Raw genomic sequence first — 15916 nt, 5'->3', positions numbered from 1 at the left:
ATGGGAATACATCAAAAAAGTGCAACGCTTGACATTGCAAAAGTTAAGGCCATCTCAAAATTAGAAGGAGACTTTCTTGCAAAGAAAGAGGCGCGTGACGAGGAATTGGCTCGTATCATCAGAGGTGAAGATGAGCGCCTGCTTCTTGTGATTGGTCCTTGTTCGTCAGATAATGAAGAGGCTGTTTTGGAATACGCTCGCCGCCTGGCAAAATTGCAAGAAGAAGTTAAAGATAGCATCTTTATTGTGATGCGTGTTTATACCGCTAAGCCACGTACCAATGGTGACGGCTATAAGGGCTTGATGCACCAGCCAGATACCTCAAAATTACCTGATTTGATTAATGGAGTGGCAGCCGTTCGTCACTTGCATTATCGCGTGATTACTGAAACAGGTTTGACTACGGCTGATGAAATGCTTTACCCTGCTAATTTACCGCTAGTAGATGATTTGGTTTCTTACCACGCTATTGGGGCGCGTTCGGTTGAAGACCAAGAACACCGCTTTGTAGCATCAGGAATTGATGCGGCGACAGGTATGAAAAACCCAACGTCTGGTAACTTACAGGTTATGTTTAATGGTATTTATGCCGCGCAAAATGTGCAAAATTTCATTTACCAAAATGCTGAAGTGGAAACGGACGGCAATCTGTTAGCTCATGCTATCTTGCGCGGGGCAACCAACGAACACGGTGAAAATGAGCCAAATTATTACTACGATGATTTGCTCAAAGCGATCAGCTTGTACGAAAAAATGGGACTTCAAAATCCATTTATCGTGATTGACACCAACCACGACAATTCAGGGAAAAATTACCTAGAACAAGTGCGTATTGTTCGTCAAACCCTAATCAATCGAGATTGGAATGAGAAAATCAAAGCTTATGTGCGTGGATTCATGATTGAGTCTTACCTTGAGGACGGTCGTCAAGACACGCCAGAAGTCTTTGGAAAATCCATCACTGACCCATGTTTGGGCTGGGATAAAACTGAACAATTAATCCGTGAAATTCATGAAACATTGCGACATGATTCCTATGAGGACTTGCTCTTCTAATCACTAACATATAATGGAGCTGGGGATTTCTCTCAGCTCCTTAGTTTTGAGGAGAGTTAGCAGGTGCGGATAAGCTGAGGTAAGGGAGTCACATGATTATTGGGCATGGTATTGATTTACAAGACATTTCCGCAATTCAACAAGCTTATGAGAAGAACCCCAAATTTGCTCAACGCATTTTAACAGAAGCGGAGTTTAGGCGCTTTTCAGAACATGCCAACTTAAAACGCCAAATGGCCTTTTTGGCAGGGCGTTGGGCTGGAAAGGAAGCCTTTGCTAAGGCAATGGGGACGGGCATTGGAAAACTGCGATTTCAGGATATCGAAATTTTAAATAATTCCCAAGGAGCGCCGGTGATTACCCGCTCTCCTTTTTCGGGAAGGACTTTTATTTCCATCTCTCACTCGGGAGATTATGCCCAAGCCAGTGTTATCTTAGAGGATGATTCTGGTTGAAAGGATTAGAAATCACACATTAGACGACTTCTCATAAATGATTATCTTTGGAGGAATGACATGATTTCGAGTTTACATAGACCGACTAAGGCCTTAATTGATTTAGAAGCGATTTGCCAAAATATTGAAAGTGTGCAAGCTAATATCCCTCAAGGGAAGCAGACTTTTGCGGTGGTAAAGGCTAATGCTTATGGGCATGGGTCTAAGCAAGTGGCGCAGGCGATTTCGCATTTGGTGGATGGCTTTTGCGTGTCCAATATTGATGAAGCGCTGGAGTTGCGTGAAGCTGGCATTGACAAGACCATTTTGATTCTGGGAGTTATTATGCCAGAAGAAGTGGAAATAGCGCGCGAGCATCATTTGACCTTGACGGTGGCTAGTCAGGAATGGTTGGACATGGCCTTGGCGCAAGGCATTTCTTTGGCGGACTTGGATGTTCATTTGAAAGTCGATTCTGGCATGGGTCGGATTGGTGTGAGAAGTCTGGATGAGGCAGAGCATTTGTTGGCGGATTTGAAAAAAGCTGGCGCTCATGTGGCAGGAATTTTCACGCATTTTGCAACGGCTGATGAAGCTGACGACACTAAATTCAATCAACAGCTAGCCTTTTTCACAGACTTGATTACGCATTTGAGCGAAACGCCAGCCCTTGTTCACGCCAGCAATTCGGCAACGAGTCTGTGGCATAGCGAAACCATTTTTAACATGGTGCGTTTAGGCATTGTGATGTACGGCCTTAACCCAAGCGGTACGGAATTAGCCTTGCCTTATCCGATCAAACCTGCTCTCAGCTTGGAATCTTCTTTGGTACATGTGAAGCAAATTTCAGCTGGTGATTCTGTTGGTTATGGGGCTACTTACGTGGCTCAAGGAGATGAATACATTGCGACGGTTCCGATTGGTTATGCAGATGGCTGGACCCGTGATTTGCAAGGCTTTTATGTGTTGGTCAATGGGGAATGGTGTGAAATCGTTGGGCGTGTGTCAATGGACCAAATCACTATTCGCTTGCCAGAAAAACTTCCAATTGGTACCAAGGTGACTTTGATTGGACAAGACGGCGACCAAGTTATCACTGCGACGGATTTAGCCCAAAAACGTGGCACCATCAATTATGAAGTGCTTTGTCTATTAAGTGACCGTGTGCCTCGTGTGTATTCAAAATAAATTGGATTCTACTTCGCTGTGACGAAAAAGCAGCGATTTAGAATCTCTTTTTGCTATTAAGCAGCAAAGTGAGGTTTTATGAACTTACAATCACCCATTGTGGAAATAAAAGGTATCGGTGCCAAAACAGCCGAAAAATGCCAGCAATTAGGTATTTATACGATTGAGGACTTGTTGCTCTACTACCCTTTTCGTTATGAGGATTTTAAAAGCAAACGCATTTCTGAGTTGGTTGACGGGGAGCGTTCGGTTATCGTCGGAACAGTTGTGACACCAGCGAACGTGCAGTATTATGGATATAAACGTAATCGCCTGTCCTTTAAAATTCGGCAGGGCGAAGCAGTTGTTGCTGTTTCTTTTTTCAATCAACCTTATTTAGCGGATAAGGTGACCTTGGGCAGTGATATTGCTATTTTTGGAAAATGGGATGCCCTGAAAGCAACGGTGACTGGAATGAAAATTTTGGCTCAGGTCACAGATGATATGCAACCTGTTTACCGCGTGGCTCAAGGCATTTCACAAAAAACACTGGTCAAGGCTATCCAGTCAGCCTTTGATATGGGGGCTTTGAATTGGTTACCTGAAAATCTCCCCCAAGTCCTTCTGGACAAATACCGTCTGTTAGGACGTGCTCAAGCCACCGCTGCCATGCATTTTCCAAAAGACATCGCCGAATACAAACAGGCCCTGCGCCGCATCAAGTTTGAGGAACTGTTTTATTTTCAGATGAATTTGCAGGTTCTAAAGGCGGATAATAAGGCAGAAAGCAACGGTCAGGTGATTGCCTATGATGCTCAAAAAGTGGCTAAAAAGATTGCTACTCTGCCATTTGCCTTGACAGGTGGGCAAAAACGCAGTTTGGAGGCCATTTTAGCCGATATGCGTTCAGGTGCTCACATGAATCGCCTTTTGCAAGGGGACGTGGGGTCAGGAAAGACTGTTGTGGCTAGTCTTGCCATGTATGCCGCCTACACCGCAGGTTTTCAGTCAGCCTTGATGGTGCCCACGGAAATTTTAGCGGAACAACATTTTGAAAGTTTGCGTCAATTGTTTCCAGACTTATCGATCGCGATTTTAACGTCAGGCATGAAGGCGGCTGCGAAAAAAACAGCCCTTGCGGCGTTGGCGGATGGCTCGATTGATATGGTCGTGGGAACACACGCCTTGATTCAAGACGCAGTGACCTATCACCGCTTGGGTTTGGTTATTACAGATGAGCAGCACCGCTTTGGTGTCAATCAGCGTCGTATTTTCCGTGAAAAAGGCAATAACCCTGACGTTTTGATGATGACCGCGACGCCTATTCCCAGAACGCTGGCTATTACGGCTTTTGGGGAAATGGACGTTTCCATTATTGATGAATTGCCTGCGGGGCGAAAGCCTATTATCACACGTTGGGTCAAGCATGAGCAGTTGCCTACTGTCTTGGATTGGATGAAAAAGGAGTTAGCCAAAGGTGCCCAAGCCTATGTGGTGTCACCTCTCATTGAAGAATCTGAGGCCTTGGATTTGAAAAATGCAGTTGCTTTGCACGACGAATTGTCCCAATATTTCGCAGGAACTGCGACAGTTGCCCTCATGCATGGTCGCATGAAAAACGAAGAAAAGGATGCTATCATGCAAGACTTCAAGCAGCAAAAAAGTCAGATTTTGGTGTCAACCACCGTCATTGAAGTTGGTGTCAATGTGCCCAATGCAACTATCATGTTGATTATGGATGCTGACCGTTTTGGGCTTAGCCAATTGCACCAGCTACGCGGACGAGTGGGCCGTGGGGATAAGCAATCTTATGCCATCTTAGTGGCCAATCCCAAAACAGACACAGGAAAAGAGCGCATGACAATCATGACAGAAACCACGGACGGTTTTGTATTAGCAGAAGCTGACCTCAAAATGCGCGGTTCAGGTGAAATCTTTGGCACTCGCCAATCAGGTATTCCCGAATTTCAAGTGGCGGATATCGTGGAAGATTATCCCATTTTAGAGGAAGCCAGACGGGTGGCAAGCCAGATTGTGGCGGAAGATAATTGGCAAAAAGACGCTAGGTGGCAGGTGATTTCCGACCATCTCAAAGACAAGGACACCTTTGATTAAGCTTTGTGCAAGTTTTTTGCAAGCCATGCTTAAGTTTTTTCCCTTATAATAAAACCATCAAATGAAGTGAGGGGGAAGGCTTATGACAGTAAGAGTCACTTATCACAAATATTTTGCTAAAACCATTCATCCTAGACCTGCTTACGGTCGGTGAGTTGCTGACCTCTCCTTTTTGACATGACAAGGGCAGCGGAAAAACAACACCCATGATAAGACACCAAAGCCCATGGAATGGCAAAAAGCTCAGCTTGATTTAAGCTGAGCTTTTTTGAGTGTCTTTTTGAAAAGATAAGCGGCCTAACCTTCAATGTAGTCTTTGAGGGCTTGCCCTTTCAAACCAGCGTTTAGAGCGATAAGGAGTTTTAAGCGCGCTTTTTGAGCGTTTAATTCCTTGACAAACATAACCCCTGCTTGGGCGAGTTGGACGCCACCGCCTTCGTAGGCATAAACAGGCTCCGCAATCCCATTGAAACAACGTGATACCAAGACAACTGGGACATCTTGCTCGATGAGGTGCACGATTTCTTGGGCAGCGCGTGGTGGCACATTACCAGCTCCCAAGGCTTCAATCACGACTCCACAAACATTGTCAGGGTTAAGGAAACTGATGATACCATCTCCCCCCATCCCTGCATAGGCCTTGACAATTGGCACAGTTCCTGAAATATCAGTCAAATCAAAGCGAACACGCGTATCGGCCATTTTAAAGAATACAATATCGTGTTTCATGATAATGCCAAGTGGGCCGTGGATAGGTGTTTGGAAGGTTGATACGTTGGTCGTGTGTGTCTTGGTCACGTATTTAGCAGCGTGAATTTCATCGTTCATCACGACCAGTACCCCCTTGCCAATAGCATCGTCATGGCTGGCTACACGAAGGGCGCTGAGGTAGTTGTACACCCCGTCACTTCCTAGTTCGTTTGACGAGCGCATGGCGCCTGTGATAACGATAGGAATATTAGGAATTTCCATGGTATCTAGGAAATAAGCCGTTTCTTCCAAGGTGTCTGTACCGTGGGTAATGACCACTCCGTCAAAATCCGCAGCTTTTTGCTTGATTTCTTGATAAAGCTGGAGCATGTGTTTAGGGGTGATGTGTGGGCTTGGGATATTAAAAAAATCAATTGCTGTCACTTCGATGTTATCAAGACTGACACCAATATGATTCATAGGATTATCCGTATCTGGTCGAACATTACCCGCTTGATCAGCATGCATGGAAATTGTACCGCCTGTGTGCAAGACAAGGATTTTTTTCATTGTTCTAAAACTTCCTTCAAAAATGTGTTATAATCTATTTTAACATAAAGATGGAGAGCGAGAAACTGATTTGGCGATAAAAGCAGTCTTTTTTGATATTGATGGCACCCTGTTAAACGACCGAAAAAACGTCCAACAATCCACAAAAAAAGCCATTAACAATTTAAAAGAACAAGGAATTTTTGTCGGCGTGGCAACAGGTCGGGGACCAAGTTTTGTGCAGCCTTACCTTGAAAATCTGGGCTTGGATTTTGCAGTGACTTATAATGGGCAGTATATTTTCACGCGTGATGTGGTGGTTTACCAAAATCCTTTGTCTGTGTCCACTGTTTACCGCATTATCCGTTATGCCAATGACAAGCGTCGCGAGATTTCTTTGGGGACAGCTTCGGGCTTGGTTGGCTCACGTATTATTGACATGGGGACTAGCCGTTTTGGGCAAGTGGTGAGTTCGGTTGTTCCCAAGCAATGGGCAAAAGCAGTCGAGCGTAGTTTTAAACACCTCATTCGTCGTTTCAAACCGCAAAATGTCAATGGCTTGCTGACCTTGATGCGCCGGCCCATTTATCAGGTGGTTTTGATTGCGACCGAGGACGAAACGGAAAACATTCAGAACCGTTTTCCACAGATTAAGGTAACGCGCAGCAGCCCTTATTCAGCGGATTTGATTTCTTACAACCAATCCAAAATACACGGCATCGAGCGTTTAGGCAATCAATTTGGCTTTGATTTGTCTGAGGTAATGGCCTTTGGCGATTCTGACAATGATAAGGAAATGCTATCGGGTGTTGGTATCGGTGTCGCGATGGGAAATGCGGAAGCTTCTCTCAAAGACATTGCCCATTACACCACAGAAACCAACAATAACGACGGTATCTCAAAAGCTTTGGCTCACTTTGGCTTGATTCATCTAGAGCAAGAAGAAAGTTTTGATAGCCAAGACGAAAATTTCAACAAGGTGAAAATGTTCCACAAGGTCATGGATGGCACAACCTGCGAAATGCCAAGAGTCTATGAAAATGAAGAGGCTAATCACCGTTCGGATTTCAAGGTCGAAGAAATCGTGGAATTTCTCTATGCGGCTAGTCATGGAGATGAGGCTATCTTTAACGATTCGCTGGTCAAATTGCACGCGGCTATTGACAAGGCGGCACGCAAGGTAGAAAGCAAGGAACACCCTGAAACGCCTTTGGTTGGGCAAGTGGATGCCTTGACGGATTTGCTGTATTTGACCTATGGTTCATTTGTATTGATGGGTGTTGACCCTAAACCGTTATTTGACGCGGTTCATGAGGCTAATATGGGCAAAGTTTTCCCTGACGGCAAGGCGCATTTTGACCCTATCACTCATAAAATTTTAAAACCAGATGATTGGGAAGAACGTTTTGCACCAGAACCAACCATTCATCGGAAATTAAATCGACAAATTCAACACGCTTTTCAGCGCCAAAAAAATAACCAAGCTAAGACATCCTAAGCTTGGTTTTTTCGTATGCAAAAAGACCTAGTCGCAAAAACTAGGCCGAGTTCAGTTGTCCTTTTAGAAAGTCTTTTGGCTATCACGCACGACCAACAAGTCCACTTTAGCATGGCGCATGATGTATTCTGATGATGAACCGATAAGCAAGCGTTCAAAGGTATTAAGACCAGTCGCCCCTACCATAATCAAATCCACCTTTTCTTTATCAGGAATATCACGAGCAAGAAGGGTCTTAGGATTACCAAATTCAATGACTTGTTTGACTTTTTCAACCCCTCTTTCATGGGCTTTCTTTTCAAAACCTTCCAAAACACCCTTAGCTTCTTCTTCTAATTGTTCGTAGATGTAAGTGTCAAAGGTCGCAATGCTTTGTAGGGCACGTGTGTCAATGACGTGTGTCAAGATCAATTCAGCCTTGTTACGCAAAGCAACGTTTACCCCTTTTTCAAAAGCTAACTCAGATTCGTAAGAACCATCAACCGCAATCATAATTCGTTCATAATGTTGTGACATAACTGCCTCCTTAATTATGTTAACCAAAGAATGAAAAGGTAACATTTCCCTCATTCCTATGAGATATAAAATGATATGCAGGACAATAGGCACCTAAATGGCCTAAACTATGAATATCCTCACGTTCATTATACTCCTTTTCATGTGAAATTGAAAGCATTTGAGTATTTTTCTGAATTCTTTTTACCTTAACAGAAAACCATTCAGAAAAAGCAGAGTTTATCAGAGCCTTTTTCACACAAGAAAATTTACCTTTAGAATCGTTAGAGAATTGAAAATTTAAGGCGGAAAGTTTATAATATTGGCAACGAGGTAAATTCTATGAAAACATTTGACAAATCTTCAAAGCTAGAACACGTTGCTTATGATATTCGCGGTCCCATTTTAGACGAAGCCAATCGCATGATGGCAAATGGCGAAAAAATTCTCCGTCTAAACACAGGGAACCCAGCAGAATTTGGATTTACAGCCCCTGACGAGGTCATTCGCGATTTAATTGCCAATGCCCGTAATAGTGAAGCCTATTCAGACAGTAAAGGGATTTTCTCGGCACGTAAAGCCATTATGCAATACTGTCAGCTAAAAGGTTTTCCACATGTGGATATCGATGATATTTACCTAGGCAATGGGGTTTCTGAAATGATTTCCATCTCTTTACAAGCTCTTTTGGACGATGGTGATGAGGTCTTGGTGCCAATGCCTGATTACCCTTTGTGGACAGCTTGCATTAGTTTGGCGGGTGGAAATGCCGTTCATTACCGTTGTGACGAACAAGCCGATTGGTATCCTGATATTGATGATATCAAATTAAAAATCACATCAAATACCAAAGCCATCGTTGTCATCAACCCAAACAACCCAACAGGAGCCTTGTATTCTGAGGACTTGTTGAAAGAGATTGTGGAAATTGCTCGCCAAAATGATTTGATTATTTTCGCGGATGAAATCTATGATCGTCTTGTGATGGACGGGCAAAAACACACGGCTATTGCTAGCTTGGCACCAGATGTTTTCTGTGTTTCAATGAATGGTTTGTCAAAATCACACCGCATCTGTGGTTTCCGTGTGGGGTGGATGGTGCTCTCAGGACCAAAAGCCAATGTACGCGGTTATATCGAAGGGCTTAATATGTTAGCCAATATGCGTCTATGTGCCAATGTTCTTGGGCAACACGTGGTGCAAACGTCACTCGGCGGTTATCAGTCAGTGGATGAATTATTGATGCCAGGTGGTCGTATCTACGAACAACGCAACTTTATTTACAAGGCTGTCAACGAAGTTCCAGGCTTGTCTGCGGTCAAACCAACTGCTGGACTCTACATTTTCCCTAAAATTGACCGCGAGATGTACCGCATCGATGACGACGAACAATTCTGCTTGGAATTGCTCAAACAAGAAAAAGTCATGCTCGTGCCAGGTAAAGGCTTTAACTGGACCGAACCTGACCATTTCCGTATCGTTTATTTGCCACGAGTGGAAGAATTAGCAGAAGTTCAAGCCAAATTAACCCGCGTCTTAAGTCAATACCGACGCTAATAAAAGTATAGGTTTTTCCTTAATTATGAGGAGAAAACCTTATTTTTTGCGGTTTAAAAGCTGAGAAAAAAGAGAAGAGTCAGAAGATAAAGGAATTTTCAGATAATTATTTGCAAAATAAGAACACCTCTGATATAATTGTAACGCAACTAAAGCAAAGGAAGTAAAACATGCCGAATTTATTAGAAAAAACACGTAAAATTACATCAATTCTACAACGGTCAGTGGACCATTTTGATGCTGAATTACCTTATAATGCTATGGCATCTAAATTAGCTGATATTATTGATTGTAATGCTTGTATCATCAACGGAGGAGGAACCCTTCTTGGTTATGCAATGAAGTATAAAACCAATACTGACCGTGTTGAGGAATTTTTTGAAACCAAACAATTTCCAGAAGGCTATGTAAAAGCGGCGAGTCGTGTCTATGATACAGAAGCAAACCTATCTGTCGATAACGAATTAACGATTTTCCCGGTTGAATCAAAAGATATTTACCCAGATGGTCTAACCACCATTGCACCAATATACGGAGGCGGTATGCGCCTTGGAACGCTAATTATTTGGCGTAACGATAAAGAATTCTTAGAAGATGATTTGATTCTTGTCGAAATTGCCTCAACCGTAGTGGGGGTTCAATTGCTCAACCTTCAAACAGAAAATCTAGAAGAAACGATTCGTAAACAAACCGCTATCAACATGGCGATTAACACCTTATCTTATTCTGAAATGAAAGCTGTTTCAGCCATTTTGGGTGAATTGGATGGTACAGAAGGTCGTTTGACGGCGTCAGTCATTGCAGACCGTATTGGTATTACCCGTTCTGTTATTGTAAATGCCTTGCGTAAGCTAGAGTCTGCAGGTATCATTGAAAGCCGTTCATTGGGAATGAAGGGAACTTATCTCAAAGTCATCAATGAAGGTATTTTTGACAAATTAAAGGAGTATAACTATTAATGACAAGAGCCTTAATTTCGATTGATTACACGAAAGACTTTGTCGCTGATGATGGAAAATTGACGGCAGGAAAGCCTGCTCAAGCCATTGAAGAAGCTATTGCTCGCATCACCAAGGAAGCCTATGAGGCAGGGGATTATATCTTTTTTGCCATTGATGGGCACGATGAAGGTGATGTCTTTCACCCAGAAACCAAGTTGTTCCCACCACACAATATCAAGGGAACCGATGGGCGTGATTTATACGGTCAATTAGCCAATGTGTATGCAACCATCAAAGAAGACAGCCGTGTCTTTTGGATGGACAAACGTCATTATTCTGCCTTTTCTGGGACGGATTTGGATATTCGTTTGCGCGAACGCGGGGTTAAAACCCTTGCTTTGACAGGTGTTTTGACGGATATTTGTGTGCTTCATACGGCTATTGATGCCTATAATTTGGGGTATGACATCGAAGTTTATGCGGATGCCGTAGCTAGTCTAACGGAAGAAAACCATCAGTTTGCCCTCAACCATTTTAAGAATGTTTTGGGTGCAAAAGTGATTTAAAACAAGGAAAGAAGTGGGAAGGCACTTCTTTTTTCATGTAAAAGCACCTTAAATTATGGTATAATTTTAAGGACTGTATTGTCATTTAGGTTATGATTCTAATTGATCAAGGAGAAAAGAGATGAAAATTTCTGAAGAAGAAGTTCGTCATGTGGCTGAATTGTCAAAATTGTCCTTTTCTGAAGCAGAAACATCAGAATTTGCGACAACGTTGTCTAAAATTGTCGATATGGTAGAACTCTTAAACGAAGTGGATACAGATGGGGTTCCTGTCACGACAACAATGGCGGATCGTAAAACCGTTATGCGTGAAGATGTGGCGGTGGCTGGTGATGACCGCGATGAACTCTTTAAAAATGTGCCTCAATCAGAGAACTACTACATTAAAGTTCCTGCTATCTTGGAAGACGGAGGAGATGCTTAATGTCATTTAATAGCAAATCAATTGACGAGTTGCACAATCTTCTTGTCAACAAAGAAATCTCAGCGGTTGAATTGACCAAAGCAACCCTAGACGATATTAAAGAACGCGAATCAGCAGTTGATTCGTTCATTACGGTGGCGGAAGAATCTGCCCTTGCACAAGCTGCAGCGATTGACGAAAAAGGAATTGACGCTGATAACGTGATGTCAGGAATTCCTTTGGCGGTCAAAGATAATATTTCAACACGCGGTATCTTGACAACGGCTGCGTCTAAAATGCTTTACAACTACGAACCTATTTTTGATGCGACAGCTGTTGAAAAAGTTTACGGAAAAGACATGATTGTCATCGGTAAGACTAACATGGACGAATTTGCCATGGGTGGTTCAACCGAAACTTCTTATTTTAAAAAGACTAAAAATGCTTGGGATCACAGCAAGGTGCCAGGTGGTTCATCAGGTGGTTCTGCTACTGCAGTTGCTTCAGGTCAAGTGCGTTTGTCACTTGGATCTGATACAGGTGGTTCTATCCGCCAACCCGCTGCCTTCAATGGTGTTGTTGGATTGAAACCAACCTATGGACGCGTGTCACGTTTTGGCTTGATTGCTTTTGGTAGCTCGCTCGACCAAATCGGACCATTTGCTCCAACTGTCAAAGAAAATGCCCAATTGTTGAATGTCATCGCTGGAAACGATGTTAAAGATTCAACATCATCAAACCGTGAAGTAGCTGACTTTACAGCTAAAATTGGTCAAGACATCAAGGGCATGAAAATTGCCTTGCCAAAAGAATACCTTGGTGAAGGTATCGACCCTGAAGTGAAAGAAACTATTCTTAACGCTGCGAAACACTTTGAAAAACTGGGTGCGACGGTTGAAGAAGTGAGCTTGCCACATAGCAAGTACGGTGTTGCGGTATACTACATCATCGCTTCATCAGAAGCTTCATCAAACTTGCAACGTTTTGACGGTATTCGTTATGGTTACCGCACTGAAAATTACAACAATCTTGACGATATTTATGTCAACACACGTAGCGAAGGTTTTGGTGACGAAGTAAAACGCCGTATCATGCTTGGTACTTTTAGCTTGTCATCAGGTTACTACGACGCTTATTTCAAAAAAGCGGGTCAAGTGCGTACCTTGATTATCCGTGATTTTGACAATATTTTTGCGGATTACGATTTGATTTTGGGGCCAACTTCTCCAAGCGTTGCCTTTGATTTGGATAGTTTAAACCATGACCCTGTTGCTATGTATTTGGCAGATATTTTAACAATTCCTGTCAACTTAGCAGGGCTTCCAGGTATTTCAATTCCTGCTGGTTTTGCCCACGGTCTTCCGGTTGGTATGCAATTAATCGGTCCAAAATACAGTGAAGAAACTATTTATCAAGCTGCTGCGGCCTTTGAAGCAACAACAGATTATCACAAACAACAACCCGTTATTTTTGGAGGTGAGGACTAATGAACTTTGAAACTGTCATTGGACTTGAAGTCCACGTTGAGTTAAATACCAATTCAAAGATTTTTTCACCAACCTCAGCCCACTTTGGTAATGAGCAAAATGCCAACACCAATGTTATCGACTGGTCATTCCCTGGGGTCTTGCCAGTGATGAATAAAGGGGTAATTGATGCTGGTATCAAGGCTGCTTTGGCTCTGAACATGGATATTCACCAAAATATGCACTTTGACCGCAAAAACTATTTCTATCCTGATAATCCAAAAGCCTACCAAATTTCACAATTTGATGAACCAATTGGCTACAACGGTTGGATTGAGATTGAATTAGAAGATGGCTCAACCAAGAAAATCCGTATCGAGCGTGCGCACTTGGAAGAAGATGCTGGTAAAAACACGCACGGAACAGACGGTTATTCTTACGTTGACCTCAACCGTCAAGGTGTGCCATTGATTGAAATCGTGTCAGAAGCTGATATGCGTTCGCCAGAAGAAGCCTATGCTTATTTGACCGCCTTGAAAGAAGTTATCCAATACACAGGTATTTCTGATGTGAAAATGGAAGAAGGTTCGATGCGTGTGGATGCCAATATCTCTCTTCGCCCTTACGGTCAAGAGGCTTTTGGTGTCAAAACCGAATTGAAGAACTTGAACTCATTTAATAACGTGCGTAAAGGGCTTATTTACGAGCAAAAACGCCAAGCCCAAGTCTTGCGTTCAGGTGGTGAAATCCAACAAGAAACCCGTCGTTATGATGAAGCAACTGGGGAAACCATTTTGATGCGTGTCAAGGAGGGGTCATCAGATTACCGTTACTTCCCAGAGCCAGACCTACCTCTTTTTGAAATTTCAGATGAGTGGATTGATACTGTTCGTGGCACCTTGCCAGAATTTCCAAAAGACCGTCGTGCCAAATACATCAATATCTTTGGCTTGAGTGCCTACGATGCGGCGCAATTAACAGCAACAAAACAAACGTCTGATTTCTTTGAAAGTGCCGTAGCTCTTGGCGGTGATGCTAAACAAGTGTCTAACTGGCTACAAGGGGAAGTCGCTCAATTCTTAAACAGCGAAAACAAAACCCTTTCAGAGATTTCATTGACCCCTGAAAACCTTGTTGAAATGTTGACTATCATTGCAGATGGTACCATTTCATCAAAAATCGCCAAAAAAGTCTTTGTTCATTTGGCTAAAAACGGTGGTTCAGCACGTGCATACGTTGAAGAAGCCGGTTTGGTGCAAATTTCTGATCCAGCTGTGCTCATTCCAATTATCCACCAAGTCTTTGAAGACAATGAAGCTGCGGTTGCGGACTTCAAGTCAGGCAAACGCAATGCCGACAAAGCTTTTACAGGATTCTTGATGAAAGCCACAAAAGGAAAAGCCAACCCACAAGTTGCCCTTAAACTCTTGGCACAAGAATTGGTAAAACTAAAAGAAGACTAAGGGGCAAAAAGTCCAATTATTTTGGGCTTTTTTTTACCCTTTTTTAACAAGTATTGTCAGAAAAGGGATATCGCCTTGGCAGGAATTGTGCTATACTGATAGCCGAAATGACTTTTTGTGGAGTGGAGCTGAGATGGATAAAAATATCAAGGGAACAATCATGGTGCTGGTAGCAGGTATTACCTGGGGGATTTCAGGAATTTCTGGGCAATACCTCATGGCAAACGGCATGAATATCAATTTGCTAAGCAGCTTGCGTTTGATTGTGTCAGGTCTTTTATTGACAGTCATGGCCATGGTCTATCAGCCCCAGCACTTCTCACTGGCCATTCGACAAAAAAGGGTGCTTGCTAAAATTGCAGTCTTTGCTTTGATTGGGCTTTTGATGAACCAATATGCTTATTTGATGGCTATTCAGTACACCAATGCAGGAACGGCGACGGTTTTGCAATACGTAGCACCGATTTTGATTTTGGCTTATGTGTCTGCTAAAAAGAGGCAGCTGCCAGATTTGTCTGAAAGTGTGGCTATTCTTTTAGCTATTTTGGGCACCTTTATCATTGCCACGCATGGCCGTTTTGACGGTTTAGCCATAACACCCAAGGACTTTTTCTGGGGACTTTTTTCAGCGGTGACTTATTCTTTTTACATTGTTCTCCCTGCAAAATTGATTCGTGAATTTGGGAGTTTTACGGTAGTTGGTCTTGGTATGCTCATGGGCGGAGTGGTTTTTCCCATCTTGACGCGCTCTTGGCAATACCCCTTGGTTTTGACGCCTGACAACCTGCTTGCCTTATTTGGCATTATTATTGTTGGGACGGTCTTTGCTTACACCTTTTTCCTTAAAGGCAGTGCTATCATCGGTGCGGTCAAGGGCAGTTTGTTGGCAGCCATAGAGCCAGTATCCTCAGTCTTCTTCTCGGTAATGGTGATGCATGAAATCTTCTACTCCATTGATTTTACGGGAATGTTTCTCATTCTTGTCGCCGTGCTAATGCTATCCCTACGTGATTTGTTTATGGTTCGCAAGCAATGGCGCACTATGAATAAAACGTGAAAAGTTAAGGAAAACCTTAACTTTTTTGTTTTCATCTCTTGACAGGTTTTCAAAACAAGAGTACAATACATTTCGTTATCTTCCTAACAGTTAGCTAGCTAACGAAAGGGGTGCTGTTATGGAAAAAAATATTGGACGTTTGGTTAAAAAAGCCAGTAACCAACTAGGGCGGGAATTTGACCAGTTTGCAAAACCCTTTGATCTAACGGGAATGCAAATGTCAATCATTGACTTTATCAGTTATGGATTAAAGGAAGAGTATTTTCAACAAGACATTGAAAAGGAATTCAATATTCAACGTTCAACAACAACTGTGCTTTTACAGCGCATGGAGAAAAAAGAGGCTCTTTGTCAACTGTAGTGGGTAGATGAAAAGCTAACACCTAGAGAGGACGAACTTCGTCCTCTCTTTCTTTATGTTCAATGCAATCAAAATCCGTTTTTTAAAGTTTTCAAAGT

14 protein-coding genes and 1 pseudogene are annotated in these 15916 nt (G+C 42.8%); 13 read left to right on the top strand and 2 right to left on the bottom strand.

All coding sequences use genetic code 11. The features are described 5' to 3' along the window. The 4 genes from ACFORE_RS02550 to recG all read left to right on the top strand — a co-directional run bounded on the left by ACFORE_RS02550 (position 1) and on the right by recG (position 4772). Positions 1 to 1056: a 3-deoxy-7-phosphoheptulonate synthase gene (locus ACFORE_RS02550; protein WP_308526000.1), complete on the top strand. Its 1056-nt coding sequence runs from the start codon at positions 1 to 3 to the stop codon at positions 1054 to 1056. A gap of 92 nt (positions 1057 to 1148) precedes the next feature. Then, positions 1149 to 1511 (top strand): holo-ACP synthase, encoded by a 363-nt coding sequence (acpS, locus tag ACFORE_RS02545; RefSeq protein WP_235280574.1) that lies wholly within the window; start codon positions 1149 to 1151, stop codon positions 1509 to 1511. Between the two features lie 60 nt (positions 1512 to 1571). Next, complete coding sequence (gene alr / locus ACFORE_RS02540) at positions 1572 to 2678, top strand: alanine racemase (RefSeq protein ID WP_154455178.1); 1107 nt, start codon at positions 1572 to 1574, stop codon at positions 2676 to 2678. Positions 2679 to 2756: 78 nt separating this feature from the next. Continuing rightward, the gene (gene recG / locus ACFORE_RS02535; protein WP_154455177.1) at positions 2757 to 4772 is read left to right on the top strand and encodes an ATP-dependent DNA helicase RecG; all 2016 of its coding nucleotides are present in this window, start codon (positions 2757 to 2759) and stop codon (positions 4770 to 4772) included. A 297-nt stretch (positions 4773 to 5069) separates the two neighbouring features. Here recG and ACFORE_RS02530 read toward each other — a convergent pair whose 3' ends face one another. Then, complete coding sequence (locus tag ACFORE_RS02530; protein WP_154455176.1) at positions 5070 to 6032, bottom strand: asparaginase; 963 nt, start codon at positions 6030 to 6032, stop codon at positions 5070 to 5072. Positions 6033 to 6102: 70 nt separating this feature from the next. Here ACFORE_RS02530 and ACFORE_RS02525 point away from each other — a divergent pair, with 70 nt between their 5' ends. Beyond that, positions 6103 to 7509, top strand: a complete 1407-nt coding sequence (locus ACFORE_RS02525; protein WP_154455175.1) for a Cof-type HAD-IIB family hydrolase — start codon at positions 6103 to 6105, stop codon at positions 7507 to 7509. Positions 7510 to 7572: 63 nt separating this feature from the next. Here ACFORE_RS02525 and ACFORE_RS02520 read toward each other — a convergent pair whose 3' ends face one another. After that, on the bottom strand, positions 7573 to 8025 hold the full coding sequence (locus ACFORE_RS02520) for a universal stress protein (protein WP_154455174.1): 453 nt from the start codon (positions 8023 to 8025) through the stop codon (positions 7573 to 7575). Between the two features lie 321 nt (positions 8026 to 8346). Between ACFORE_RS02520 and ACFORE_RS02515 the strand changes: the two genes are divergently transcribed. The 8 genes and pseudogenes from ACFORE_RS02515 to ACFORE_RS02480 form a co-directional block, all read left to right on the top strand. After that, positions 8347 to 9561: a pyridoxal phosphate-dependent aminotransferase gene (locus ACFORE_RS02515; protein WP_154455172.1), complete on the top strand. Its 1215-nt coding sequence runs from the start codon at positions 8347 to 8349 to the stop codon at positions 9559 to 9561. 170 nt (positions 9562 to 9731) lie between these two features. After that, complete coding sequence (gene codY, locus ACFORE_RS02510) at positions 9732 to 10520, top strand: GTP-sensing pleiotropic transcriptional regulator CodY (RefSeq protein ID WP_269725580.1); 789 nt, start codon at positions 9732 to 9734, stop codon at positions 10518 to 10520. Beyond that, positions 10520 to 11068, top strand: a complete 549-nt coding sequence (locus ACFORE_RS02505) for a cysteine hydrolase family protein (protein ID WP_154455170.1) — start codon at positions 10520 to 10522, stop codon at positions 11066 to 11068. Before codY ends, ACFORE_RS02505 begins: the two co-directional genes overlap by 1 nt. A gap of 121 nt (positions 11069 to 11189) precedes the next feature. Next, complete coding sequence (gene gatC, locus ACFORE_RS02500) at positions 11190 to 11492, top strand: Asp-tRNA(Asn)/Glu-tRNA(Gln) amidotransferase subunit GatC (protein WP_154455169.1); 303 nt, start codon at positions 11190 to 11192, stop codon at positions 11490 to 11492. Then, positions 11492 to 12958 (top strand): Asp-tRNA(Asn)/Glu-tRNA(Gln) amidotransferase subunit GatA, encoded by a 1467-nt coding sequence (gene gatA / locus ACFORE_RS02495; protein ID WP_168260383.1) that lies wholly within the window; start codon positions 11492 to 11494, stop codon positions 12956 to 12958. The genes gatC and gatA overlap by 1 nt, the downstream gene beginning before the upstream one ends. Further along, a complete protein-coding gene (gene gatB / locus ACFORE_RS02490) occupies positions 12958 to 14400 on the top strand; it encodes an Asp-tRNA(Asn)/Glu-tRNA(Gln) amidotransferase subunit GatB (RefSeq protein ID WP_264879806.1) in 1443 nt (480 codons plus the stop codon). The genes gatA and gatB overlap by 1 nt, the downstream gene beginning before the upstream one ends. A 133-nt stretch (positions 14401 to 14533) precedes the next feature. Continuing rightward, positions 14534 to 15457, top strand: coding sequence for a DMT family transporter (locus ACFORE_RS02485; RefSeq protein WP_294607424.1), 924 nt, complete (start codon positions 14534 to 14536; stop codon positions 15455 to 15457). Positions 15458 to 15575: 118 nt separating this feature from the next. Further along, a pseudogene (locus ACFORE_RS02480) lies at positions 15576 to 15797 on the top strand (MarR family transcriptional regulator); the annotation flags it as partial. Positions 15798 to 15916 lie beyond the last annotated feature (119 nt).

This window comes from Streptococcus alactolyticus, from assembly GCF_042649785.1.
In the GTDB taxonomy this organism is placed as follows: Bacteria; Bacillota; Bacilli; order Lactobacillales; family Streptococcaceae; genus Streptococcus; species Streptococcus alactolyticus.
Note: the sequence above shows the minus strand (reverse complement) of the source record. Positions and strands in the feature narration are given on the sequence as shown.